The 23,997-nt window shown below is 41.1% G+C and carries 23 protein-coding genes and 2 rRNA genes (1 of these 25 running past the window's edge); 17 read left to right on the forward strand and 8 right to left on the reverse strand.

The window, feature by feature from the left end; translation table 11 throughout:
• Positions 1-64: 64 nt before the first annotated feature.
• Complete coding sequence (gpmI, locus tag V6R21_RS27660) at positions 65-1,588, reverse strand: 2,3-bisphosphoglycerate-independent phosphoglycerate mutase (protein WP_334246745.1); 1,524 nt, start codon at positions 1,586-1,588, stop codon at positions 65-67.
• A 304-nt stretch (positions 1,589-1,892) separates the two neighbouring features.
• Here gpmI and V6R21_RS27665 point away from each other — a divergent pair, with 304 nt between their 5' ends.
• The 6 genes from V6R21_RS27665 (at position 1,893) to V6R21_RS27690 (ending at position 6,510) form a co-directional block, all read left to right on the forward strand.
• Positions 1,893-2,042 carry a DUF5522 domain-containing protein gene (locus V6R21_RS27665; RefSeq protein ID WP_334246746.1) on the forward strand — a complete coding sequence of 50 codons (150 nt, stop codon included), beginning with the start codon at positions 1,893-1,895 and terminating at the stop codon, positions 2,040-2,042.
• Positions 2,043-2,068: 26 nt separating this feature from the next.
• The gene (cobT, locus tag V6R21_RS27670) at positions 2,069-3,109 is read left to right on the forward strand and encodes a nicotinate-nucleotide--dimethylbenzimidazole phosphoribosyltransferase (protein ID WP_334246747.1); all 1,041 of its coding nucleotides are present in this window, start codon (positions 2,069-2,071) and stop codon (positions 3,107-3,109) included.
• An 81-nt stretch (positions 3,110-3,190) separates the two neighbouring features.
• A complete protein-coding gene (locus V6R21_RS27675; RefSeq protein ID WP_334246748.1) occupies positions 3,191-3,964 on the forward strand; it encodes an adenosylcobinamide-GDP ribazoletransferase in 774 nt (257 codons plus the stop codon).
• 34 nt (positions 3,965-3,998) lie between these two features.
• Complete coding sequence (gene cobC, locus V6R21_RS27680) at positions 3,999-4,562, forward strand: alpha-ribazole phosphatase (RefSeq protein ID WP_334246749.1); 564 nt, start codon at positions 3,999-4,001, stop codon at positions 4,560-4,562.
• A gap of 34 nt (positions 4,563-4,596) precedes the next feature.
• Entirely contained in the window at positions 4,597-5,874 is a 1,278-nt protein-coding gene (locus V6R21_RS27685; RefSeq protein WP_334246750.1) for an AAA family ATPase, read from the forward strand.
• A gap of 18 nt (positions 5,875-5,892) precedes the next feature.
• Entirely contained in the window at positions 5,893-6,510 is a 618-nt protein-coding gene (locus V6R21_RS27690) for an RloB family protein (protein WP_334246751.1), read from the forward strand.
• Here V6R21_RS27690 and V6R21_RS27695 read toward each other — a convergent pair whose 3' ends face one another.
• A complete protein-coding gene (locus V6R21_RS27695) occupies positions 6,511-6,999 on the reverse strand; it encodes a DUF4112 domain-containing protein (RefSeq protein ID WP_334246752.1) in 489 nt (162 codons plus the stop codon).
• A gap of 186 nt (positions 7,000-7,185) precedes the next feature.
• Between V6R21_RS27695 and V6R21_RS27700 the strand changes: the two genes are divergently transcribed.
• From V6R21_RS27700 to V6R21_RS27710, 3 genes are all read left to right on the forward strand, one after another.
• Positions 7,186-7,845 carry an ABC transporter ATP-binding protein gene (locus tag V6R21_RS27700; protein ID WP_334246753.1) on the forward strand — a complete coding sequence of 220 codons (660 nt, stop codon included), beginning with the start codon at positions 7,186-7,188 and terminating at the stop codon, positions 7,843-7,845.
• 20 nt (positions 7,846-7,865) lie between these two features.
• Complete coding sequence (locus tag V6R21_RS27705) at positions 7,866-9,176, forward strand: ABC transporter permease (RefSeq protein ID WP_334246754.1); 1,311 nt, start codon at positions 7,866-7,868, stop codon at positions 9,174-9,176.
• 74 nt (positions 9,177-9,250) lie between these two features.
• Positions 9,251-9,706: a hypothetical protein gene (locus V6R21_RS27710; RefSeq protein WP_334246755.1), complete on the forward strand. Its 456-nt coding sequence runs from the start codon at positions 9,251-9,253 to the stop codon at positions 9,704-9,706.
• A gap of 69 nt (positions 9,707-9,775) precedes the next feature.
• On the opposite strand, the gene V6R21_RS27715 is transcribed toward V6R21_RS27710, so the two are convergent.
• Positions 9,776-10,210 (reverse strand): MerC domain-containing protein, encoded by a 435-nt coding sequence (locus V6R21_RS27715; protein ID WP_334246756.1) that lies wholly within the window; start codon positions 10,208-10,210, stop codon positions 9,776-9,778.
• A 285-nt stretch (positions 10,211-10,495) separates the two neighbouring features.
• Between V6R21_RS27715 and V6R21_RS27720 the strand changes: the two genes are divergently transcribed.
• From V6R21_RS27720 to V6R21_RS27740, 5 genes are all read left to right on the forward strand, one after another.
• A complete protein-coding gene (locus V6R21_RS27720; protein WP_334246757.1) occupies positions 10,496-11,713 on the forward strand; it encodes a cysteine desulfurase in 1,218 nt (405 codons plus the stop codon).
• 62 nt (positions 11,714-11,775) lie between these two features.
• Positions 11,776-12,204 (forward strand): SufE family protein, encoded by a 429-nt coding sequence (locus V6R21_RS27725; RefSeq protein WP_334246758.1) that lies wholly within the window; start codon positions 11,776-11,778, stop codon positions 12,202-12,204.
• Between the two features lie 16 nt (positions 12,205-12,220).
• A complete protein-coding gene (locus V6R21_RS27730) occupies positions 12,221-12,541 on the forward strand; it encodes an iron-sulfur cluster assembly protein (RefSeq protein WP_334246759.1) in 321 nt (106 codons plus the stop codon).
• Between the two features lie 77 nt (positions 12,542-12,618).
• Positions 12,619-13,038, forward strand: coding sequence for a BrxA/BrxB family bacilliredoxin (locus V6R21_RS27735; protein WP_334246760.1), 420 nt, complete (start codon positions 12,619-12,621; stop codon positions 13,036-13,038).
• A 176-nt stretch (positions 13,039-13,214) separates the two neighbouring features.
• Positions 13,215-14,435, forward strand: coding sequence for a tetratricopeptide repeat protein (locus V6R21_RS27740; protein ID WP_334246761.1), 1,221 nt, complete (start codon positions 13,215-13,217; stop codon positions 14,433-14,435).
• Positions 14,436-14,491: 56 nt separating this feature from the next.
• Here V6R21_RS27740 and V6R21_RS27745 read toward each other — a convergent pair whose 3' ends face one another.
• Complete coding sequence (locus V6R21_RS27745; RefSeq protein WP_334246762.1) at positions 14,492-16,963, reverse strand: OmpA family protein; 2,472 nt, start codon at positions 16,961-16,963, stop codon at positions 14,492-14,494.
• A 332-nt stretch (positions 16,964-17,295) separates the two neighbouring features.
• Between V6R21_RS27745 and ubiE the strand changes: the two genes are divergently transcribed.
• Complete coding sequence (ubiE, locus tag V6R21_RS27750; RefSeq protein WP_334246763.1) at positions 17,296-18,018, forward strand: bifunctional demethylmenaquinone methyltransferase/2-methoxy-6-polyprenyl-1,4-benzoquinol methylase UbiE; 723 nt, start codon at positions 17,296-17,298, stop codon at positions 18,016-18,018.
• On the forward strand, positions 17,967-18,737 hold the full coding sequence (gene porT, locus V6R21_RS27755; protein ID WP_334246764.1) for a type IX secretion/gliding motility protein PorT/SprT: 771 nt from the start codon (positions 17,967-17,969) through the stop codon (positions 18,735-18,737). The genes ubiE and porT overlap by 52 nt, the downstream gene beginning before the upstream one ends.
• Positions 18,738-18,782: 45 nt before the next feature.
• On the opposite strand, the gene V6R21_RS27760 is transcribed toward porT, so the two are convergent.
• Positions 18,783-19,376, reverse strand: a complete 594-nt coding sequence (locus V6R21_RS27760; RefSeq protein WP_334246765.1) for a hypothetical protein — start codon at positions 19,374-19,376, stop codon at positions 18,783-18,785.
• A gap of 269 nt (positions 19,377-19,645) precedes the next feature.
• Here V6R21_RS27760 and V6R21_RS27765 point away from each other — a divergent pair, with 269 nt between their 5' ends.
• Entirely contained in the window at positions 19,646-20,632 is a 987-nt protein-coding gene (locus V6R21_RS27765) for an acyl transferase (protein ID WP_334246766.1), read from the forward strand.
• Positions 20,633-21,360: 728 nt separating this feature from the next.
• On the opposite strand, the gene V6R21_RS27770 is transcribed toward V6R21_RS27765, so the two are convergent.
• The 3 genes from V6R21_RS27770 to V6R21_RS27780 all read right to left on the reverse strand — a co-directional run.
• A complete protein-coding gene (locus V6R21_RS27770; RefSeq protein ID WP_334246767.1) occupies positions 21,361-21,507 on the reverse strand; it encodes a transposase in 147 nt (48 codons plus the stop codon).
• A 361-nt stretch (positions 21,508-21,868) separates the two neighbouring features.
• Positions 21,869-21,980 (reverse strand): 5S ribosomal RNA (rrf, locus tag V6R21_RS27775).
• Between the two features lie 87 nt (positions 21,981-22,067).
• Positions 22,068-23,997: ribosomal RNA gene (locus tag V6R21_RS27780) — 23S ribosomal RNA — on the reverse strand (it continues 882 nt past the right edge of the window).

Here is a 23,997-nt window from a genome sequence, read left to right on the forward strand (position 1 = left end):
AAAAGAAAAGCCTTCAGTTGATTATACACAACCGAAGGCTTTTTATAAGCTTTTAATGCCTGTTTTAGATCAAGGTATCACCTGTCATATCTTCAGGCTGTTGGATACCCATCAGTTTCAAAATAGTAGGCGCAATATCACCCAGCTTACCATCCTTGATAGTTCCATCAAAGTCCTTGTCTACCAAGATACATGGAACAGGGTTCGTTGTATGTGCCGTATTTGGTGAACCATCAGGGTTTTTCATCATATCTGAGTTACCGTGGTCTGCAATCACAATTGTTGTGTAATCATTTTCCAACGCAGTTGTGATCACGTCTTTAGCACATTCGTCAACTGTTTCACATGCTTTTACTGCCGCTTCAAATACACCTGTATGTCCTACCATATCAGGGTTGGCAAAGTTCAAGCAAACAAAATCAGGCCAATGGTTTTTCAATTCCGGAACGATGGCATCACGGATATCGTAAGCACTCATCTCCGGTTTCAGGTCGTATGTAGCCACTTTAGGAGAAGGACAAAGTAGACGTTTCTCACCCTCAAACTCCTCCTCACGTCCTCCTGAGAAGAAGAATGTCACGTGTGGATACTTTTCTGTTTCAGCAATTCTTATTTGCTTCTTGCCTGCTTCAGACACTACCTCACCCAACGTTTGTGTCAGGTTTTGCTTATGGAAAAGTACCGTTACATTCTCAAATGTCTCATCATACATGGTCATTGTCAGGTAATGAAGAGACAATTTGTGCATGTTGTGCTCTTTGAAATCTTTCTGAGTCAGAGCTTGTGTGATCTCACGGCCACGGTCAGTACGGAAGTTGAAGCACAGAACTACATCACCATCCTCAATAGTTGCCAAAGGTTTACCTTCATCATCTGTACAAACTATTGGCTTGATAAACTCATCTGTTACATTATTGTCATATGACTGCTGAATTGCAGCCAATGGGTCTGTTGTTTTCACGCCATCTGCTTGTACCATTGCACCGTAAGCTTCTTTTACACGCTCCCAACGGTTGTCACGGTCCATTGCATAATAACGTCCCACAATAGAAGCCAGCTTACCTGTAGTACCATCCATGTGCTTCAGTACCTCTTCTACAAAACCTTTACCTGATTTAGGGTCACAGTCACGACCATCTGTAAAGGCATGAACAAATACATTGTCTGTCAAACCAGCTGTTTCTGCAGCTGAAAGTAACCCCTTCAAATGATTGATATGAGAGTGTACACCACCATCTGATACCAAACCAATCAAGTGTACTTTCTTATTATTTTTCTTAGCATAATCAAATGCCTCATTCAGCTCCTTGATCTTAGCAATAGAACCGTCCTCTACCGCATTGTTGATACGAACCAGCATTTGGTAGACTACACGACCAGCACCCAAGTTCATGTGCCCTACCTCAGAGTTACCCATTTGTCCTTCAGGAAGTCCTACTGCCAATCCTGATGCCTCCAATTTAGAGTGCTTGTAGTTTTCGTAAAGAGAGTCAACAAAAGGTGTGTTGGCTTTGTCAATGGCTGACACGGATTTGTCTTTTGCGATGCCCCATCCGTCAAGGATCATCAAAATTACTTTCTTGTTCATCTATTTAAATAATTATATAAGTGGTCTATTTGTCTAATATGTTAGGTCAGGACAGGCGAACACACACCTCTCCCTATAACTTCGTAAAGTTATATTTTATACGTAGCCAATCACAATGACATAAGTCACGCACAACCGTCAAAAAAGTAGATAGTTCTTCCTGTTAAACTCAGTTTGAGTAAACTATACCATCTGGTTAAACAAAAACCATAAGGACTCATTAATATATATCCCGACACTATCCTTTGGATGACACGGGATTTTTTTTGCACTTTTGGGCGAACAAACTACCATTCATACCCTTATGTCAAAAGAAAACCATACTCCTGAACAGGACTACTATATAGAAAATGGCCTGTATGTCTTTACAGAACATTACCATAAGAAAAGAGGCTATTGCTGTAAAAACGGATGCAGACATTGCCCTTACGGATTCAAGAAGAAAAAGAAATAAACTCCGTTCTACTCACTTTCCACAAGATGACTACATTCAACATTCAACCTGTCAATACTGTGCTGTTTGAAGATATTCAGCAAAAAATCAACCTTAAGACTAAACCATTAGGTTCCCTCGGCCAACTGGAGCGTATTGCTGCCCAAATAGCCTTGATACAACAAACACTTACACCGGAGCTACAGAAACCACATATGCTGGTTTATGCTGCTGACCATGGAATTACCAATTCAGGAGTAAGTGCTTTTCCACAGGAAGTTACTTTCCAGATGGTCATGAACTTCCTGTCAGGAGGTGCTGCTATCAATGTTTTTTGCAAACAACATGGCATTGAAATGTGCATTGCGGATGCAGGCGTAAACCACGATTTCCCTAAAGGCACGCCTTTGCTTGATCTCAAGGTAGCCAAAGGAACTGCCAACTTCCTTCACGAAGCAGCCATGAGTGAAGAACAATTACAAGAGGCTATAGAAAAAGGTGCTGATCAGGTTACAAAAGCACATCAAGAAGGCTGTAATGTAGTTGGATTCGGAGAAATGGGAATTGGCAACACATCTGCGGCTTCTATGCTGATGGCTTTGCTTTGTAAACTTCCTGTAGCTGGATGTGTGGGTAGAGGAACAGGCATTGACGATCCTCAATTTGCTAACAAGATTAATATTTTGGAGCAGGCGAAAGACTTTCATAAGCTAAGTGGAGAAGATCCTTGGAAAGTCTTGCAAACTTTCGGTGGGCTTGAAATTGCCATGATCTGTGGAGGAATGCTCAAAGCTGCCGAATTAGGAATGGTAATTTTGGTTGATGGCTTTATTTCAACGTCAGCATTTCTGGTAGGATACAAGCTGTACCCTGCCTTAAAAGACTATGCTGTTTTCTGCCACCAATCTGATGAGTCAGGACACCGTAGAATGTTGGAGCATATTGGAGCTGAACCTATCCTGAACTTGGGCATGAGATTGGGTGAAGGATCTGGTGCGGCAGTGGCATACCCTATTATCCAATCAGCGATCAGCTTCCTGAATGAGATGGCTAGCTTTGAAAGCGCTGGAGTGAGTAATAAAGAGTAATTAAACTATTATATACTAGAGACAAGAACCTATGCCTCGTGATTAATTTATAGGTTTTTGTCTCTAGCATTTTTTTAAGTCATGAAAAGAGAAGTCCATATTTTTTTTACTGCTATTATGTTCTACACTCGCCTTCCTGCTCCAAAGTGGATTGGCTACCATTACCAAGAACAATACCTTAATGAAGCGACAAAATACTTTCCATTTATAGGATGGGTGGTTGCTGGATTTGCAGCTGCTTCCTTCTGGGGCTTTCAATACATACTGCCTGCAAGTATAAGTCTGTTGCTTTCCATGGTCATCAGCATTCTAACAACAGGTGCATTTCATGAAGACGGATTTGCTGATGTCTGTGATGGTTTTGGTGGTGGATGGACCAAGGAAAAAATACTGACCATCATGAAAGATAGCCGGTTGGGTACCTATGGGTCTGTTGGACTGGTCAGTATTTTGGCTCTAAAGTTTACTACGCTACTGGAAATCTCCTCAACCGCTCACCTGAATGTACTGGTTGCGCTCTTCACTGCTCATGCTGCAAGTCGCTTTTTCGCATCCATATTTATTTACACAGATCGCTATGTCAGAGAAAATGATGACAGCAAAGCAAAACCTATCGCTAAAAAGCTAAAGGTTTCACATTTACTGATGGGCGCTATCTTTGGCCTATCCCCTGCCATCTATTTCTTTGGTTTATACAGCATTGCCATATTTGGAGCTATGCTTCTTAGCTGGCTTTACCTAAGACGATACTTCAATAAGTGGATTGGCGGATACACAGGTGACTGCTTGGGTGCCGTACAACAGGTCACTGAAATCATGGCTTATCTGGCAATTTTAGTAATTTATCAACTGTGACAAGTCACACATTCAAACCAATACAGTACAACACATGGAAATCTACCTGATCAGACATACTACTCCCGACGTAGCCAAAGGCATCTGTTATGGACAAACTGACCTTGGTGTAAAAACATCTTTTGGGGAAGAGGTAAGCAGACTGAAAACATTATTACCAGAACGATTTGACCATATCTACCACAGTCCCCTTCAACGTTGCGTACAACTGGCTCAAGAGTTTGAATCTCCTATTGTCAAAACAGATGACAGACTAAAGGAAATGTCTTTTGGTGATTGGGAAATGCTTCCTTGGAACGATATACCCAAAGAACAACTTGACCCTTTTATGCAAGACTTCGTAAACCTTTGCCCTCCACAAGGTGAGTCCTTCAATATTTTCCATGAGCGTGTCAATGCTTTTTTCAATGAAATACCCTACGAGGAAGGCAAAACCGTAGGCATCTTTGCTCATGGTGGCGTAATTCGCTCTATCATCTGTGGAATTCTAGATATACCTTTAGAAAAGGCTTTTCAAGTAGTCGTAGACTTTGGCAGATACTGCAAGCTGAAAAGAATCTCTGCCGACATTACCAATGTTATGATGGTAAATGCCTGAAGAGGTAAACATATAAAACCCAAAATAAACAATCATGCTGATTGAATTTGCTGTGACCAACTTCCGCTCTATTCGAGAGAAGCAATTTCTTTCCATGCTTCCCTCTGCTAGAGTCCGTGCAGCCACCAACGAGCAACGACTCCTTAAGCACTCCTGTTACAGCAACTTACCCGTTCTTGGTACTGCCGTAATTTATGGAGCTAACGCATCCGGAAAGAGCAATATGCTCAGTGCATTGGAACTCTTGAAAGTCATGGTCGAAGAAGGACACAATGCTACCTTGGGAGAAGGGGTTGTCAAATACAATCCATTCCGGATGCAACAGCCAGCCCACCTCCCTACTGATTTTGAGATTCGGTTTATTGCCAAAGACAAGCTACTGTATGAATATTTCCTGTCATTCAATGCCAAGGAAATTGTATACGAAGCACTGTACTGTTACCCAAAAAGCCGGAAAGTAAAACTGTTTGAACGTCAACATGGACATCCTATCTCATTTGGTAAATATTTTAAGGGAGAAAAAAAGTCCATAGAAATTCACACCCTGCCCAACCAGCTGTTTCTCTCCAAAGCTGCCAACAACAACCTTGAACAACTAAAAGAGGTTTACCTCTTTTTCAAAAAACACTTACGTACCTATATTTCTCACAAGACCCTCTATGATGAACAGTTGCTAAGCGGAATAGCCAAGTATATGGCTAATAATCCTGACAGTAACTTTACCCATAACCTGACTATGCTGGTGAGCCACGCCGACACGGGAATAGTCGAACTGATCGGACAAAAAATTCCCCACGAAACCGATCACTTTTTTGAAAGCGCAGACCTTTACACCATCAAAACAGTCCATAAGGTAATCCAACTAGAAGAAGATAGAACTGAAAACCTGCTGTTTGACCTAAGGGAAGAATCAGCAGGAACCCGAAAGCTGATCGCTTTAGGTGGATTAATCATGCGGGTACTCGATGCTGGAGACGTATTAGTGATTGATGAGCTGGACAAAAGCATGCATACCCATTTGACAAAAACCTTGATCAAACTCTTTCACAGCACTGAATCAAACCCGAATAAGGCACAACTTATTTTTGCCACACATGATGCATCCCTACTGGGAGAAGGGTTATTTCGTTTCGATCAGATCAACTTGTCGGAAAAGATGGAAGATGGTGCTACTGAAATTTCTGTAGTTTCAGATATCCCTGACCTGAAGCAAGACTTTCCGTTATTGGAATGGTACCTCACAGGCAAGTTTGGTGGCACACCGCTTATCAATGAGGCAGATATGGAATTCACTTTTCGGAAAGAGCAATAAACCGCATTACCCATGACCATGAGACGAACACGACCAGATAAAGTCAAAACATTGCGTCAGCGCGTGCTTATACTCTGTGAAGGAGCACAGACAGAGCCTAATTATTTTAACGGTTTAAAGCATGACATGAAACTCCGTCGCAGGCTAAGCGCTGTTGATATTGAAGTTTATCAACCTAAACAGTACACACCTTTAGGACTAATCAGGGAAGCCATCACCAAAAAGAAAAAAGCCCTATCAAAACGTAACCCTTATGATGCTATCTGGCTGGTTTTTGACCGTGACTTCCATCGACATATCGAAGAAGTATTTGACATGTGCTATAAAAATGATGTACAGATAGCCTACTCCAATATCTGCTTTGAACTATGGTTTTTACTACATTTTGAGCAAGTCACCTCTCCTTTCAACAAATGCAAAAACTTGATATCCTATTTGCATGATGAGCACAACCTTCGCTACCAAAAGAATGGCAAAAACTATGAGCAGTTTAAGGAACTAACCCAACAGGCAATCGCCAATGCTCGCCTGCTGGAAAGCTACCATGAGTACAACACAAAAACGAAAGGTCCTAAGTATGAATGGAATCCCTACACCAATGTATATGAGCTTGTAGAGTATTTACTGGACCTCTGATCAGCTGAACAGTTGACCCAACACCCAAATCATCAGTGCTGTTACCAAAGCAAATACCAAAAACATTCCCACAATCATGGCTATGATCAGTGCCTTTGACCTCGGTTTTTGCTTTTCCACCTCGGACTCTGTGTCAAATTGCTGTTTCATCAGCTTATAGTTTCGGCGGTTAGCCTTAAAAGCAAAGTCAAACATATCTCCAACTACAGGTACTGTACCTGCGATATAGTCCACCAAAATATTCCCGACCATCTGTCCGACCACTTTTGTACTTGCACCATGCCTAGCCGCAACGATCACTGCCAATGCTGACATCAGGAATGAAGCGGTATCCCCTGCCACTGGTAGCATACTGATAATAGGATCCAGACCAATACGCATTTTGGTTCCTGGAATTCGAAAGCCATCGTCCATAATCATTGCTACCTTATCCAAAAACTTCAGAGAAGGATGCTGTAAGGCATTACGTTTTGTGTGTTGATCGCTCATATCTATTGTTTTGGGTATTGTTGTCTTTACAGATTGCGGTTGTGAAGGAAGCCTTCAATTTTTTTCTTTAATTTACAACCTTATTAGAAGTTATAGCATTTTACGAAGTAGAATGTTTTAGAAGCCCCTAAGACATACAACAATTGCTATCAATATTAGTGTCAAAATTCAGACTAAATCTGATATATGCTTAAGACAAACAATCTTACTTTTTGTTATAAAAACAACGTAGCAAATATGCTCCGGTTTCCTGACTTGGATGTCAAACAAGGAGAACATTTTCTGGTTTTAGGCAACTCAGGTTGTGGCAAAACCACTTTCCTACATCTAACCGCAGGACTACTGAAACCACAAAACGGTAACATTATTATCGGGGATACAGACCTCACCAACCTCAGTGCTTCCAAACTGGATCATTTCAGAGGTAAAAACATCGGGATCATCTTTCAGAAACCACACTTTGTCCGTTCACTGACGGTGGAGGAAAACCTATACGCTGCACAGTACCTCGGAGGTGTTAAGCAAGACAAACGTCGTGTAGAAGAAGTATTAGGAAGGTTGAATATAGCCCACAAGCTAAAGGCTAGTATGTTTGCACTCAGTGAAGGTGAAAAACAAAGGGTCTCAGTTGCGATGGCATTGATCAACCGACCAAAGGTAGTATTGGCTGATGAACCGACAGCAAGTCTTGATGATGAGAATGCCCGTGAGGTAGCGAACTTGCTTGAACACCATTCTGCTGAGGAGAATGCGACGTTAATTATTGTTACACATGACAATCGCCTGAAGGCTCAATTCCCTCAGCAACTTCAACTACAGCCACAGACTTCAGATATCAGACAATAGACTAAAGACATCAAACAGATATGAACCTTTTTAAGCTTAGCTGGAAAAATATAACAGCCAAACCATGGTCCACTGCGCTGAATCTTATCCTTTTTTCTTTTGGAGTCAGTATCATCTCTTTGCTGCTTATTCTGAATGACCAACTGGAAAATACACTGGAAAAAAACCAAGCAGGCATCGGTCTTGTGGTTGGCGCAAAAGGTAGCCCTTTGCAACTGATCCTTTCCAGCATTTATCATGTGGATGTCCCTACAGGGAATATCAAGTTGGCAGAAGCTCAAAAGCTTGCCCGCAATCCACTTATCTCCAAAGGAATTCCTCTTGCTTTGGGAGACAGTTATAAAGGTTTCAGGATTGTTGGTACAGACCATGAATACCCTGCGCTTTATGAAACAAAAGTAGCCGCAGGTAACCTATGGGAACACGATCTTGAAGTAACAATAGGTGCCAAGATTGCACAGCAGTTCAAGCTGAAGGTAGGTGACGAATTCTTTGGAGCTCACGGTATGGGAGAAGGAGGCGGACACCATGATCACCACCCATTTGTTGTGAAAGGCATTTTTGAACCGTCAGGTACTGTCATTGACCAACTGATTCTGACCAATGTCGCTTCTGTATGGAAAGTACATGAGCATGGAGATGAAGACAAGAAAGGTAAGTATAAGGTAACCCTTGGAAAAGAAGATCACCATGAAGAGGAAGAGCATGATAAAGAACATGCCAATCACGAGGAAGGTCAACACCATGATGATGAACATGCAGAACATGACGAGCACCATGAAGAAGACCGTGAGATTACGGCCATGCTGCTGAAATTCCGCAGCCCTATGGGAGCCATTACGCTTCCTCGTATGATCAATGCCAATACCAATATGCAAGCAGCATCACCTGCTTACGAGACTGCACGTTTGTTCTCACTGATTGGGGTGGGAGCCGATGCACTAAAAGCCTTGGCGGCAATCATCATTATCATTTCAGGACTAAGCGTATTTATCTCGCTTTACAACTCCATGAAAGAGCGTAGATACGAGATTGCCTATCTTCGTGTGTTAGGTGCTACTCGTTTAAATCTCTTTATGCTGATTATTCTGGAAGGTATTATCATTGCTGTACTCGGTTACCTGATTGGTATCGGTATGAGTCACTTTGGCATGAGTATATTAGGAAGTTACCTTGAGGATTCATGGAAGTTCAGTTTTGCAGCCTGGCAGCTACAGTCTGAAGAAATTGCACTGCTTTGGGGTGCTTTGGCTATTGGCTTTGTCTCTGCTATTATTCCTGCATGGCAAGCTTACAAGACTGATATATCAAGTACATTAAGTAATCAATAATCGGATAAATAATGTTAGATGCTGGAAATGACTTTATTTTTGGCATCTAACAGCTACTTTATAAATTAACAGATATGAAAAAGATACTTTGGTTAGGGGCTTTGGTAATAGGGCTATTGATTAACACGAATGTACAGGCTCAATACTATGATGGAGGAGAAATGACTTGGGAAGAACTAGGTAGAATAGAGTGGAAAAACTACTATGATGAACTGCTTGGTATTGATGTACAGGAACCTATCTTCAATTCTGACCTGATGATGAAAGATGGTGAGATGATTACCATTACAGGTTTCATTATCCCTGTAGACACTGATGACAATACCATGATTCTATCAGCATTTCCTTTTAGCAACTGTTTCTTCTGTGGCAATGCAGGCCCTGAGACCGTTATGCAATTGGATCTCAAACATGACAGGTCGCTACTGAACAAAAAAGTGACACTAAAAGGTAGACTGAAACTTAATCAGAATGATTTCTATAAGTTGGTCTACAACCTGAAAGATTCAGAAGTGATCAATGTTCAATAATCACTTTCAATAGAAAAAGGGGCTTGGAAGCCCCTTTTTCTGTTTATATCATTCAATAATAAAAACCTTTTAGTTCTTGACAGGAGCAAGCCTGACTTCACACCCATCATGCCTACGGCAAATGTACAGGTTGGTGAAGTGTGTCGTAATCAAGCCTAATGAACCACCCCAGCCAATAATCTCAATCCAAGCCGCTGGATGTGGCATAATAAACTTACCCATTGTACTGGCTACAAACAACGTCAGGAATCCCCAAAGCATCGTTTTAATAAAAACGTGATGTGTCGCCTTAGCAGCAAAATATACTGCCACAATACTCACTACAATCATTGATAAGTCCATCCACCCCCAAAAGTTCAACTCATGGTGATGCTCATTTCCATGAGTATGAGCCATCAAGGCACTAATCAATGTAGCTCCCGAAGTCAGAATACAATGTACCAAACATAATGAAGAGCCTGTAATACCTATATAGTCAGCGTACCTATTCAATTTGTTGATCATCTCCCTTATCATAAGTTATTACTCAACTACTGCAAATGTCATAAATCAATTCCTTACATGCAAATAAGTTGCAAAAATAGCATTGTCGCATACAGCTATCATCTACTCAGGGAGATAGCTGCGTTATTCTCACAAAAAACTGTTAGCTTTGCAGCAAAGTATGCTATCGGGTCACATTCTCCGCTTCAGCAGGTTATTAAAGCGTATTTTTTCATCATTCTGCTGAACTTCTTCACTAGAAGGTTGTTTCCTTTTAGAAATATTTAATCTAAATAAGCATAAGTAATGATCGATGTTCAGAAAATAAAACAGGATTTCCCTATCCTCCATCAAGAGGTCAACGGACATCCTTTAGTATATTTTGATAATGCAGCCACTACACAAAAGCCTCAATCTGTTATTGATGCTTTGAACCAATATTATACAGGTTATAACTCAAACGTTCACCGCGGAGCTCATGCTTTGGCTGACAAAGCGACGAGAGAGTTTGAAGCAACCCGTGAAACCATCCAAAAGTTTCTGAACGCAGAACACCTAGAAGAAATTATCTTTACAAGAGGTACTACAGAAGGTATCAACTTGGTAGCAGCTACGTTTGGAAAGGCTTTTATCAATGAAGGTGATGAAATTATTATCAGTTCATTGGAGCACCATTCGAACATTGTTCCATGGCAAATGTTATGTGAACAAAAAGGGGCTATACTGAAGGTCATTCCTGTAAATGATAACGGAGAAATTATCTTTGAAGAATACCTGAACCTACTGTCTGACAAGACAAAACTGGTTTCAGTAGTACATGCATCCAATGCTTTGGGAACAATTAACCCTGTAAAGGACATCATCCGTGAAGCACATAAAATTGGTGCAAAAGTATTACTGGATGGCGCCCAATCAAGTGCTCACTTGCATATTGATGTACAGGATCTGGACTGTGATTTCTTTGTGTTCTCAGCTCATAAGGTATTCGGACCAACAGGTATCGGAGCGCTTTATGGAAAGAAAGACTTGCTTAATGCAATGCCTCCATACCAAGGTGGTGGCGAGATGATCAAGGAAGTAACATTTGAGAAAACGACCTACAACGAACTTCCTTACAAGTTTGAAGCAGGTACTCCAAACATCGCTGACACAGTGGCTTTCCGCCATGCATTGGAATATGTTAACGAGCTAGGTAAAGACTTTATCTCTGCTCGCGAAAATGAGCTACTTACTTACGCTACCGAACAACTCAATGCCATTGACAAGGTGCGTATCATTGGTACGGCTGCAAAGAAAGTAAGTGTCATCTCTTTCGTGATTGAAGGTATTCACCCTTATGATATAGGCATGATGCTGGACGCAAGAGGTATTGCTATCAGAACTGGTCACCACTGTACACAACCATTGATGAATCGCTTTGGGCTTGAAGGTACAGCACGTGCATCATTTGCAGTCTACAATAGCCTTGAGGAAGTGGACAAACTGGTAGAGGGAATTAAAAGGATCATTAAAATGTTTGGATAAACTGGGGATTGACCTGAAATTGCGACCCAATCATTTTAAGAAAACAGACTTCATATAAAAATATGTCTATCAACGAGATTCAAGATTCAATCATTGACGACTTCTCAATTTTAGGTGGAGATAGAGAAAGTACCATTTTCTATATCATGGAACTTGGTCAGCAACTGCCTACATTGGAAGCCGAATATCAAATAGATGAGAACCTGATTAAAGGCTGCCAATCGAAAGTATGGCTGACGACCGATTTTGAAGGTGGAAAAGTAACCTACAAAGCCGATAGTAACACCGACATAACAAAAGGCTTGATCAGTTTGTTGATAAGGATACTGTCTGGACGTAGTCCTAAAGAAATCATGGACGCGGATCTGTATTTTATCGACAAGATTGGTATGAGCGGCGTTATTGGTTCCCAGCGCTCCAATGGATTCGCGGCCATGATTAAACAAATGAAACTTTACGCCTTGGCATATAGTGCCAAACAAAACGCTTAAGCATTCATCAAATAATATGAGCCAAGAAATTACGCTAAAGGATAGAATCATCAACGCCATCAAAACTGTATATGATCCCGAGATTCCAGTGGATGTATATGAGTTAGGGCTTATTTATGAAGTCAATATTATACCGCCACTCAACGACAAGGTTCATATCCTAATGACCCTTACGTCACCTGCTTGCCCATCTGCTGAACAGCTGCCGGGCGAGGTAAAACTGGTGGTTGGACAGCTAGAAGACATTAACGAAGTAGAGGTCGAAATCACTTTCGATCCTCCATATACACAAGAGATGATGTCTGAACAAGCTAAACTTGAGCTTGGTTTCCTGTAAAAGACTAGTATTGCCCGAATGGGTAATTCAATATATTTAAGATCGAATTTTAATTTTTATAGCATCAATTAACTGATATGTATCCAGAACATTTGACTGCTCCAATGAAAGAGGAGCTGGTAGCGGATGGTTTCAAAGACCTGACTTCAGCAGCAGAAGTGTCTGAACTGCTTGACAACGAGAAAGGCACTGTACTACTTGTAGTAAACTCAGTATGTGGTTGTGCAGCTGGTACTGCTCGTCCAGGTGTTAGAATGGCTGTGAAACAAGCGGGTGTAAAACCTAACGTACTTGCAACAGTCTTTGCAGGAGTTGACGCCGAAGCTACAGCTAAAGCACGTGAGTATATGTTGCCTTACCCACCATCTTCTCCTTCAGTAGCACTGTTCAAAGATGGTGAGTTGGTACACTTCGTAGAAAGACACCACATTGAAGGTAGATCTGCGGATATGATTGCTAACCACTTAGTAGCAGTATTCAACGAGTTCTGTAAATAATAATATAGACTCTGGACTCGGAATATCAACCGAGTGTCAAAACTTTTCTTCAGTTATAACGGTCTGCTTCTATTGAGGCAGACCGTTATTTTTTACCCGAATATCAAGCTGTGTATTGCTGAACAGACAATGTATTTCCGATATTGCCCCCTATTATTTTAAAAGCTACTACGCTAATGACAAAAATACACACTTACTTCTGTCAGGTATTCCTGATACTTTTTATAAGCTTGGGCATTAATGGTCAACCGGCTAAAGCTCAGGGCAAGCTGCCTCCACTAGAGGATATAGACCTTCTACTGACTAACGTAACGGTACAATTGGAAATCACCTTCGGTATCGATGCCCTTTATAACTATGAATTCAAGGTGGCTCAAAACCAATTTCAATGGCTGAAACAAGCATATCCGGAGCACCCTCTCCCTTATTTTTTACTGGGTCTATGTGAATGGTGGAAAATCATTCCCAATACAGATGAGACTAAATACGATAAAGCTTTTATGGCTTATATGGATTCAGCTGTATATTTTGCTGAACAACGCTATAAGCTCAACAAGAAGGACCCTGAGGCTTCATTGTTTATCGCTGGTGCATTAGCATTTCAAGGCAGGTTATTGGGAGAGCGCCACGACTGGACTGAAGCAGGTTTTAAAGCTAAAAAAGCCCTGAACTACTTTGAGAAAGCCCGTAAAAATGGAGAGGAACTTGGAGCTGAAATGGACTTTGGTGACGGACTCTACAACTATTATATCGAATGGGTAAAGGAAAACTATAAAGTAATGCGTCCAATATTGTGGTTCTTTGAAAAAGGAGACAAAGAACTGGGGTTGCAGCAACTTGAAAAAGCTGGCTCTGAAGCATTTTATACCCGTATTGAGGCTTTGTACTACCTGCTTCATATACACTCCGCTCCTGATGGAGATAAAAATAAATTGTATCAGGTTTCAAAGTCTTTGCACCGTTCTTACCCGAAAAACCCCTATTTCCATCACATATATGTACAGAGCCTGTACAAACTTAAAAAGTATGATACAATGGTTCCGTCTGCAGAGCATTTACTCAGCAAGGTGAATCAAAAACAGTTCGGATATAGTGACAATATCGGAGAGGCTGCTTCCTATTACTTGGGAGACTATTATTACCAACAGGGTAATTATGAAAAGGCTGAAATGTACCTCAAGCAAACAATTGCTTTTGGTGAAAAATTACCTGAGAAGTCTTACCATTACCTGAATGCCTTGAACCTTTCTGCTAATATTGAAATAAAGCAGAATGATACTGCTATGGCTTATTCCTATTATGAAAAGCTATATAATCAGGCAGAGAAAAAGAGTGACCTTTATAAAAAGGCCAAGAAGTTTCTTAAGAAAAACAAAGAGTTTTCTAATCCTCAATAAAAGAAAAGGCTACCATAAGCAGGTAGCCTTTTCTTTTTTAAATAGAATAAGATCTATTATTGTTCTTGAGCCTTTGCCTCACTGAAAGGAGTCTCCAGTGCCTTAAAGGTAATCCTTCTATTTTTCTTCCTCCCTTCCGGAGTAGCATTGGATTCAATAGGTTTGGATTCTCCATATGAAGCCACCTTGATTCTAGCATTTTCAATTCCTTTAAACTCAATTTGCTGAGCAATCATCCTTGCGCGTCTTCTACCCAAAATCAAGTTATAATCCGCACTACCGACACTATCCGTATGTCCTCCTACTTCAACCATAATTTCAGGGTATCGGTCCATCATACGGACAATTAGGTCTATGGCTTTTTGAGACTCCACACCCAATGAGTTACTCGCTGTTTCAAAAGTAATCGCATAAGGGATTTTGATTTCCTGACCTGGAATTGGAACAGGAATCTCTCCCAATAGCTCATCTTCATTTCTGTCTCGCAATAAGACAGTGTTATAATCCAAATCGGTCAGGTTCGGTAACTTTTTACGAAGGATATACTCCACACGTGTATTCCTTGCTCGTCCTAACCTTGTATTGTTATCTGCCAATGGGAAATCTCCACCCAATCCATAACCTTTACCAATAAGGTCTTCTTCACCAAATGACTCAAACCTTTCCAGTTCCTTTATTAAAGCATCTGCTCTTGCTTGGGTTTCAAACTTCATCACGAGGCTATCAGTAGCTGATTCTGGAGCAGCGTGTATAGCAATTTCAACGATGTAATCATCTAACGACTTAATAAAAGATGCCATTGCATTCAACTCAGGCTCAGAGGAAACCATAAGGTCATTATACTCTGTAAAGAAGACATTCTGCAATACTTCGTGCTCGAACTCACCCAATGGTTTCAATGCAAAATTCTCTTCTACCTCTAAGTAATGCTTGTAGTCCTGTCCTTTCAGGTAATAAGATTTGAAAAGGTAGCCATCTTTAATAATTCGGACACCATAATCAAAACCTGGTTTAAGGAACAATGAGTAATAACCATTATTTGCATTTGAATTGATTCTGATAACCTCCTTATTCGTTACTTTCTCAAACACTTCGATGGAAGCCTCAACAGGTTTTCCAGTAATGTAGTCTGTTACTTTACCTCTCATTACGATCAGCTCCGTAGACTTGCTTTGTGGAATGTTAACCATGTAAATATCATGTCCACCATAACTGTTGTCTCGGATAGAAGAAAAATAACCACGGCTACCATCCGCTGATACAGAGAAAAATATATCATCAAATGCTGTGTTAATCGGGTAACCTATATTTTTCACTGCTGACCAACGCTGTTTCTCCTCATCCCACTCAGTATAGAAAATATCATAGCCCCCCATACTTTCATGCCCTTCAGAGCTGAAATAAAGTACATTTCCATCTGGGTGAATAAACGGACTTTCTTCATCAAAACTTGTATTGATATGGGCTCCTAGATTTTGAGGTGCAGCCCAAGAACCATCTGGCAACTTACGAATCACATAAATATCTTTTCCTCCTTGTGCATCAGCAGTTGGTCGGTTACTGGTAAAGTACATGCTTTTCCCATCTGCAGTAATGGTAGCATGCGTCTCCCAATGATGCGTATTAATAGGCTCTGGAAGTCTTTTAGGTACACCCCACTTACCATTTTCAAAGTAACTGACATATATATCCCCAGCTAGTTCACTATGATCATTTTCATCACTTTTGTAGATGAAAAGCATACGGGCATCCGGTGAAACACCAATTGCCGCATCATGCTCAGCAGTATTGATATGGGAGCCAATATTATGAGGCGGAAGCCACTGTCCATCCTCTCCTTTTTCAGCTACATAAATATCCTCATGAGGTAGGTCATAAAGAGGGTCCATTTCCTCTCCCATACTATCATCTCTTCTTGAGGTAAAAATCAACAGTTGCTCATCTGCTGAGATGACAGGTGCTATTTCAGGTCGGTCAGTGTTTATACTGTTACCTAAATTAAAAATTTCAACGTCTAGGGAATCTCGCATCAACAATTGCCCTACTCTACATTGATGCATCATACGCGTTACTTTCACCCGCTCATCCAAGTTGTCTTCCGGAATTTGCTTAAGGTAAGTCTCGTAATAATGCAAAGCAGAATCCAGTAAATGACTAAAATGGAAGGAGCGTCCCATATAGTAATCTATTTTCTCAAATGGCTCTTTACTCTTTCTTGCCTTTTGTAAATGTGGAAGTGCATTCTTCTTATTCTCCCTAACTGAGTGGAGATATACAATGCCCATATGATAATGGAGTTCTTCATTATCAGGGACCAAAGCCAACCCTTCACGCAGCAAATCAGCTGCAAAATGGTATTCTTCTACCCTAATAAATTCTTTAGCCCAGTTCACATACTTCTTTGCCTTTTTCGCTAGTTTTTTTGGGTCTTCACTCTTTTCTTGAGCAAATGTGTTAGTTGAATAGCACAATAACGATAGCAGTATAATGATACTTGGGAAAGCAGTTTTTAGTGTCTTTGCCCACATGGTTTTAGTATTTATTGAAGTCGATCTTAATATGGTTTTTGAGTTAATTTAAAGTTATTCACAATTTAGGTAAAAAAATGAATATAAATATTTAAAGACCAAACTGTTTGTAAATTACTTAGTATTGTTAATTTGACTAAAGCAATAGTACTATTTGTATTTTATTTTTCCCTAATAAAGGAGTCTAAACACGCTTTTACAGGAAGAATAATATCTTTATGACTAGCGTTCCCGAAGTATTTGCTTAATTTTGCCGAACTATATTAAATACATGGGGTTGAAGTACTTGAGAAGCAAATTTATGATTCCTTGTATTTCATAATCAGAAGATCATGACAGTATTACCTTATAAAGAGAATAAAGACGGCAAAAAGGAGCAAGTAGCTCAGATGTTCAACAACATCTCATCGAAGTATGACCTCCTTAACCGCATGTTAAGTGTTGGTATTGATATACTTTGGAGAAAAGCAGCTATTAAAAAGCTGAAAAATGAACAGCCAAAAGTTATTTTAGACGTTGCTACAGGCACAGGTGATCTTGCTATTGAAGCATTAAGCCTAAAGCCTGAAAAAGTAATTGGTGTCGATATCTCTGAAGGAATGCTTTCATATGGAAGGAAAAAGCTTCAGGAGCGTAACCTGCAAGATAAGATCACGCTTCATCTAGGAGACTCTGAAAACTTGCAGTTTGAAGACAACACTTTTGATGCAGTGACGGTTGCTTTTGGCGCTAGAAACTTTGAAAACCTTGAAGCCGGGCTTCGTGAAATCCAACGTGTCCTGAAACCAGGAGGCACGCTTGTTGTATTGGAGTTTTCTAAGCCCGAAATGTTTCCTTTCAAACAGGTTTACAATTTCTACTTTAAAAACATCCTGCCACTTATTGGTAAGATGATCTCTTCGGACAATTCAGCCTACACCTATTTGCCTGAATCAGTACAGGAATTCCCTTACGGAGAGAAGTTTAATCAGGTATTAAGAAACTTAGGTTATCAATCTGTAAAATGCGATCCACAAACATTTGGCATCAGTTCCATTTACACGGCAAAAAAATAATTGGCATTGCAGTCATCATCCTTATGGGGATGATGACTACTTCTGCCCATGCCCAAAAATCCAAAACTTATAATCTCATTAAATTTGATAAGCGAAAGCTGCATTACGGTTTTCAATTAGGGCTGTTTAGGTCAAGTATGAAGCTTACCTATTCAGATTTTTTTCTAAACGACCCTGATCAGACTTTCGTAAATGTTCAGGTTGTTCCCAAAGGTGGTTTTTCCATTGGCTTCATTCTGAATGTAGCCTTACCCAATGAGTATCTCGATTTCAGGTTTACTCCTAATGTATCATTTTATGAGCGGGCAATTCTTTTTGAGCCCACAACTAACCCGAACCCTGGACAAGAGTTACCACCTATGGCCACTCTATCAACTGAAACAACAGTTGTGGAACTGCCTTTTCTGTTAAAGTATAAATCACAAAGACGACGAAACCACAGGGTATATCTTGTTGGAGGATTGATTGGAGGAATACAAGTAGGTAACAAGCCTGCTGAAACAGACCCTGACAAACAATTTCATTTGCAGGATATCAATGTTGAAGTTGCTGTAGGGCTTGGAATGGACCTATATATGCAAATGTTTAACTTTGCTCCTGAACTTCGTTTTTCACACAATGTGCTAAGCGTTTATGACCCATCAGATAATATATATGCAAAAAATATTGAAAAGCTTGTCCCGTACAAGCTAGCACTTATCTTCAACTTTGAAGGATAAAAAAAGGCCAGCTAATTAAGCTGGCCTTTTTCTATTTTATTTAGTTTACTGTCCTGTCTCTTCTTCTTCGCTCTCTTCCACAACCCTCCCTTTCATCTCTACTCCATCAGTAAGTATTTCATTACTCAAATTTCGGCTACGATCTGCTATCTGAACTCTAAACTTTAATGAGTCTCCTTCATTTATTGGAGAACCCAATGTTCCCACAAATAGAGCAAATGAATAGTCTATATCTCCTTGCAATGGTCTCTCCCTTTCAGATGTATTCAGTTTGGGATAACGACCATTAAACTCCTGATTGTCCTGAAAAGTTAATGGGCGAAACTCACCATCTTCCTCTTTTCGCAAAACGTCAATAAAATAGTTGAAGAAAAATTGGTTAGGAATAGTATCTCCATCTTCCGTCACAATCATTTGTGCATAATCTCCATCAGTTTCTTCATCATCCAACCCCAAATCACCATTTCCATCTTGGAATTCGACTTTGATAATTACGGAGTCCAAACCTTGAGTAGGTACAGTTCGGATTTCCTTGAACGTAATCTCAGGAATTTCATCAAACTCTGGTTCACCGATACAAGAAGAAATCAATATGGCCGAAAGAATAAATACAGTTATTTTTAGAGCAGTACTTTTCATGATTATTGGTCTTAAAAATCCAGTCTGAAGTAAGTCTTATTATATCACTATTGGTTGGGGTTATATCTCTTTTTCAAAGAGTTTATTGAATTCATTTTAACACTAGCTGACACTTGATGTCTTTAACTATCTTTGTGCTGGGCGTTCAATATGGATTATCATCTAAAAATTAAACCATTTTATTAGGTTTCACAATAGCCCACGCTCCAATTTATATAACCTTATAAAAGGTTTGGTACTTTTAAGAAGTAAAGATTTTAATACAAGATATGCAATTCAACCAAAGGATAAAGGATACTATACTTAATAATAATGATTTTTCATTTACTGATACTGCTCTTGAGGTCTTTGAATATCAGGCTTTGAAAAATCCATTGTATAAAGAATACCTAAGCTACCTTAAAGTAAGCGTCAATGATGTAAAACAGCTAACGGACATACCTTTTCTACCTATCGAGTTTTTCAAACATCATGATATACTTTGTGAAGGTGTAAAACCTCGTATCCAATTTCAAAGTAGCGGTACTACTGGCAGTATTACTAGTAAGCATTTAGTCGCTGACCCTGAGTTCTATCAATTATCTTCTCAACATGCCTTTGAGAAGCTTTATGGCAAACTTTCTGATCTACATATTTTGGCTTTACTGCCCAATTACCTTGAGAAAGGTGAATCCTCATTGGTACATATGGTGGATCACTTTATTAAGCATGCTAAACAACCATCTGGCTTTTACCTTTATGAATATGAAAAGCTTTGTGAGACGATTAAAGAATTAAAGGCTGCAGGAGAAAAGATACTATTAATAGGGGTAACATTTGCCTTGTTAGATCTTAGTGAACAATATAGTATTGACCTGTCTGACTGTATTCTAATGGAAACAGGAGGCATGAAAGGCAGACGTAAAGAAATGCTTCGTAGTGAAATCCACACCATATTTAAAAATGCATTTAACCTTAAGGAGATTCACTCTGAATATGGGATGACTGAGCTTCTTTCTCAAGCATATTCCAAAGGGCAAGAAATTTTTGAGCCTGCGTCATCACTCAAACTTTTATTTAGAGAAATCAACGATCCTTTTTCTGTTTCTGCTAGTAGGAAAAGTGGAGGAATCAATATTATAGATCTTGCCAATATTGATTCATGCTGTTTTATCGAAACAAAAGATATAGGAGGTACGGCTGGAAATGATACTTTTAAAGTACTAGGTAGATATGACAATAGTGATATTAGAGGATGTAACCTAATGGTACAATAAAGTGAAAAGATTCACGTATTGGTTTTAGGCAATAGTTTACTTGAATATCAATACAATCATATTCAAACTGGAATTTTATTTGCATATTTACAGTAGAGCATTCAACAATCTAAAATTTCCTCTCATGAAATTTAAAGCACTTATTTTTATGCTATTCATTGCTGGTGTAATGTCATCATGCAAAACTTATAAAACGTGTCCTACTTATGCTAAAAATAGCACTCAGAATACTGAATTAACTGCAAGAAGGTAGTTATTATTTTTTCTTCTGCTTCACAGTTAGGATTTACGTCTTTTCTCACCTTGGGGAAAGGCTTTTTTTTTCTGAAATAAAACCTTAGTATCTAAGCAGTCACCTTATATATAGGGGCACAGCTATCCTATTAAGTATTTTCCAGCTTTTTTTGGAAGACATATTTCAGTCAGGTCTACCATAAGGAAGAAGAGTATGTGGTATGTTCTTCATATAATTTTTTCTACGTGCTCGTTTTGTCGGCAACAATCCTTTGTGCATACCACCTAGACCAGTTTTTATGACAGCTTCTCCAGAACCAGTAAAAGCTCGGCCTTATCTCTTCTGTTCTACTTTTAGTACATCATAGGCTTGTGGAATAGCAACTAAATTTGTGACATAATTTAAGCGGCCACCTTCTGACTGTTTCTATTTAATAATTGTAGGTGTCAGATACCCAATAGCAGAATGCAGTCTTTTAGTATTGTACCAATTTTCAATATAATGGTAGACCTTTAGGTATCCATTTACGAACTGTGCGGTCAGGGACTTGATAATCGGATGCTACCAGTTTGACGGATTGACCTGATTCCACCAATCCTACTATCATTTCCTTGAATTCTTTCTCGTATTTTATGCTCATAATCCTGCAAAGTTAATCAGGGGATGGCCTCTATCCTAAGTCACAACAAAAGTAGACACTCCAGTTTTTAAGTCGGTGCCAAAATGTATAATCGTGGCCACCACTGTCGATTTGTGAACGTCTAGTCCACATCCGTGTTGTATAAGTAACGGATGTTTTACCGTGGTTTTCTTCATACCTTGATAACAAGGATACGGTAAAATTAAACCCGGATAGAATAACAAAGGGGGACGAAAATTTCATCCCCCTTTGTGATAATCGCTCAGCGATTATCATGTGTGTTTTTATGTCATCCAATTTGAATAGAATACAAAAAAGCCTTGCGACATATTGATATGTGCAAGGCTTTGTGCTTGTATAAGACTGGCAGTGACCTACTCTCCCGGGTGTTATCCCAGTACCATCGGCGCTGCGGGGCTTAACTGCTCTGTTCGGAATGGGAAGAGGTGTTCACCCGCGCTCTCACCGCCATGAAGGCTTTTGAAAGGCTTTCTGTTTCTTTGATTTTTATAGTACCATACTGCCTGGAGGCCTGCCCGCCTTGCGGGCAGAAGAAAAGCGAAGGAAAGTCACGGGGGATTAGTACTGCTCGGCCCGGGTCTCTCAACCCTTTCACCTGCAGCCTATCGACGTTGTCATCTACAACACCCCTTTAAGGGAAGCCTCATCTCGGAGCGGGTTTCGCGCTTAGATGCTTTCAGCGCTTATCCCATCCGAACATAGCTACCCGGCAATGCTCCTGGCGGAACAACCGGTGCACCAGAGGTTCGTCCAACTCGGTCCTCTCGTACTAAAGTCAGAACTCCTCAGGCTTCCTACGCCCACAACAGATAGAGACCGAACTGTCTCACGACGTTCTGAACCCAGCTCGCGTGCCACTTTAATGGGCGAACAGCCCAACCCTTGGGACCTTCTCCAGCCCCAGGACGTGACGAGCCGACATCGAGGTGCCAAACCTCCCCGTCGATGTGAGCTCTTGGGGGAGATCAGCCTGTTATCCCCAGAGTACCTTTTATCCTTTGAGCGATGGCCCTTCCATGCGGAACCACCGGATCACTATGTCCTAGTTTCCTACCTGCTCGGCTTGTCAGCCTCACAGTCAAGCCCCCTTGTGCCATTGCGCTCTCTGCACGGTTGCCGACCGTACGGAGGGGACCTTTGAAAGCCTCCGTTACTCTTTTGGAGGCGACCACCCCAGTCAAACTACCCGCCAAGCAATGTCCCCCGTTAAGGGTTAGACACCAGGCAAGCAAAGGGCGGTATTTCAAGGGCGACTCCCCGGATCCTGGCGAACCCGGTTCACAGTCTCCCGCCTATCCTACACATCACTTACCCAGAGCCAATGCTAAGCTGCAGTAAAGGTTCATGGGGTCTTTTCGTCCCGTTGCGGGTACGCGGCATCTTCACCGCGACTACAATTTCACCGAGCTCATGGCCGAGACAGTGCCCAGATCGTTACACCATTCGTGCAGGTCGGAACTTACCCGACAAGGAATTTCGCTACCTTAGGACCGTTATAGTTACGGCCGCCGTTTACCGGGGCTTCGGTTCAACGCTTCGCTTACGCTAACGTCCCCCCTTAACCTTCCGGCACCGGGCAGGTGTCAGGCCTTATACATCGTCTTTCAACTTCGCAAAGCCATGTGTTTTTGTTAAACAGTCGCCTGGGCCTTTTCACTGCGGCCTCTCCCGAAGGAGGAGGCGTCCTTTCTCCCGAAGTTACAGGACCATTTTGCCTAGTTCCTTAGCCATGAATCACTCGAGCGCCTTAGTATGCTCAACCCAACCACCTGTGTCGGTTTGCGGTACGGGCCGCATGGCTTGCTTTTCTTGGAAGCGTGCTCCCCCTGCTATCTGCGCCCCCGAGGGTTTGCAGTACTGTCGGACGAGTCCTTCAACGCAGTATTCCGTCACTGCGCGAGGAGTCACACACTCCGTCACTTTCGTTGCCATGCGGGTGCGGGAATATTTGCCCGCTTGCCATCGGCATCGCCCTTCGGCTTAGCCTTAGGTCCCGACTGACCCCGGGCCGATTAGCGTTGCCCGGGAAACCTTGGTCTTTCGGCGAGAGGGGTTCCCACCCTCTTTATCGTTACTTATGCCTACATTTGCTTTTCTACGCGCTCCACCACACATCACCATGCGGCTTCGATGCCCGTAGAATGCTCCCCTACCACTATTACTAGTCCGCGGCTTCGGTACTGTGTTTAATGCCCGATTATTATCGATGCGCTGTCACTCGACCAGTGAGCTGTTACGCACTCTTTAAATGAATGGCTGCTTCCAAGCCAACATCCTGGCTGTCTCCGCGACTGCACTTCCTTTGTTCAACTTAACACAGATTTGGGGACCTTAGCCGGCGGTCTGGGTTCTTTCCCTCTCGGACTGGGACCTTAGCACCCCAGCCCTCACTGCAGGGCTTAATCTTGCGGCATTCGGAGTTCGTCTGGATTCGGTAGGCGGTGAAGCCCCCTAGTCCAATCGGTAGCT

This window comes from Limibacter armeniacum (genome assembly GCF_036880985.1).
Taxonomy (GTDB): Bacteria; Bacteroidota; Bacteroidia; order Cytophagales; family Flammeovirgaceae; genus Limibacter; species Limibacter armeniacum.

Coding starts and splice junctions, on each gene's coding strand:
- ubiE (WP_334246763.1), top strand. CDS start 17,296: ATGACAGTATTACCTTATAAAGAGAATAAAGACGGCAAAAAGGAGCAA.
- V6R21_RS27665 (WP_334246746.1), top strand. CDS start 1,893: ATGTCAAAAGAAAACCATACTCCTGAACAGGACTACTATATAGAAAAT.
- V6R21_RS27710 (WP_334246755.1), top strand. CDS start 9,251: ATGAAAAAGATACTTTGGTTAGGGGCTTTGGTAATAGGGCTATTGATT.
- porT (WP_334246764.1), top strand. CDS start 17,967: ATGCGATCCACAAACATTTGGCATCAGTTCCATTTACACGGCAAAAAA.
- V6R21_RS27675 (WP_334246748.1), top strand. CDS start 3,191: ATGAAAAGAGAAGTCCATATTTTTTTTACTGCTATTATGTTCTACACT.
- V6R21_RS27730 (WP_334246759.1), top strand. CDS start 12,221: ATGAGCCAAGAAATTACGCTAAAGGATAGAATCATCAACGCCATCAAA.
- V6R21_RS27745 (WP_334246762.1), bottom strand. CDS start 16,963: ATGTGGGCAAAGACACTAAAAACTGCTTTCCCAAGTATCATTATACTG.
- V6R21_RS27695 (WP_334246752.1), bottom strand. CDS start 6,999: ATGAGCGATCAACACACAAAACGTAATGCCTTACAGCATCCTTCTCTG.
- V6R21_RS27715 (WP_334246756.1), bottom strand. CDS start 10,210: ATGATCAACAAATTGAATAGGTACGCTGACTATATAGGTATTACAGGC.
- V6R21_RS27765 (WP_334246766.1), top strand. CDS start 19,646: ATGCAATTCAACCAAAGGATAAAGGATACTATACTTAATAATAATGAT.
- V6R21_RS27735 (WP_334246760.1), top strand. CDS start 12,619: ATGTATCCAGAACATTTGACTGCTCCAATGAAAGAGGAGCTGGTAGCG.
- cobT (WP_334246747.1), top strand. CDS start 2,069: ATGACTACATTCAACATTCAACCTGTCAATACTGTGCTGTTTGAAGAT.
- V6R21_RS27760 (WP_334246765.1), bottom strand. CDS start 19,376: ATGAAAAGTACTGCTCTAAAAATAACTGTATTTATTCTTTCGGCCATA.
- V6R21_RS27685 (WP_334246750.1), top strand. CDS start 4,597: ATGCTGATTGAATTTGCTGTGACCAACTTCCGCTCTATTCGAGAGAAG.
- gpmI (WP_334246745.1), bottom strand. CDS start 1,588: ATGAACAAGAAAGTAATTTTGATGATCCTTGACGGATGGGGCATCGCA.
- V6R21_RS27740 (WP_334246761.1), top strand. CDS start 13,215: ATGACAAAAATACACACTTACTTCTGTCAGGTATTCCTGATACTTTTT.
- cobC (WP_334246749.1), top strand. CDS start 3,999: ATGGAAATCTACCTGATCAGACATACTACTCCCGACGTAGCCAAAGGC.
- V6R21_RS27705 (WP_334246754.1), top strand. CDS start 7,866: ATGAACCTTTTTAAGCTTAGCTGGAAAAATATAACAGCCAAACCATGG.
- V6R21_RS27720 (WP_334246757.1), top strand. CDS start 10,496: ATGATCGATGTTCAGAAAATAAAACAGGATTTCCCTATCCTCCATCAA.
- V6R21_RS27690 (WP_334246751.1), top strand. CDS start 5,893: ATGAGACGAACACGACCAGATAAAGTCAAAACATTGCGTCAGCGCGTG.
- V6R21_RS27725 (WP_334246758.1), top strand. CDS start 11,776: ATGTCTATCAACGAGATTCAAGATTCAATCATTGACGACTTCTCAATT.
- V6R21_RS27770 (WP_334246767.1), bottom strand. CDS start 21,507: ATGAGCATAAAATACGAGAAAGAATTCAAGGAAATGATAGTAGGATTG.
- V6R21_RS27700 (WP_334246753.1), top strand. CDS start 7,186: ATGCTTAAGACAAACAATCTTACTTTTTGTTATAAAAACAACGTAGCA.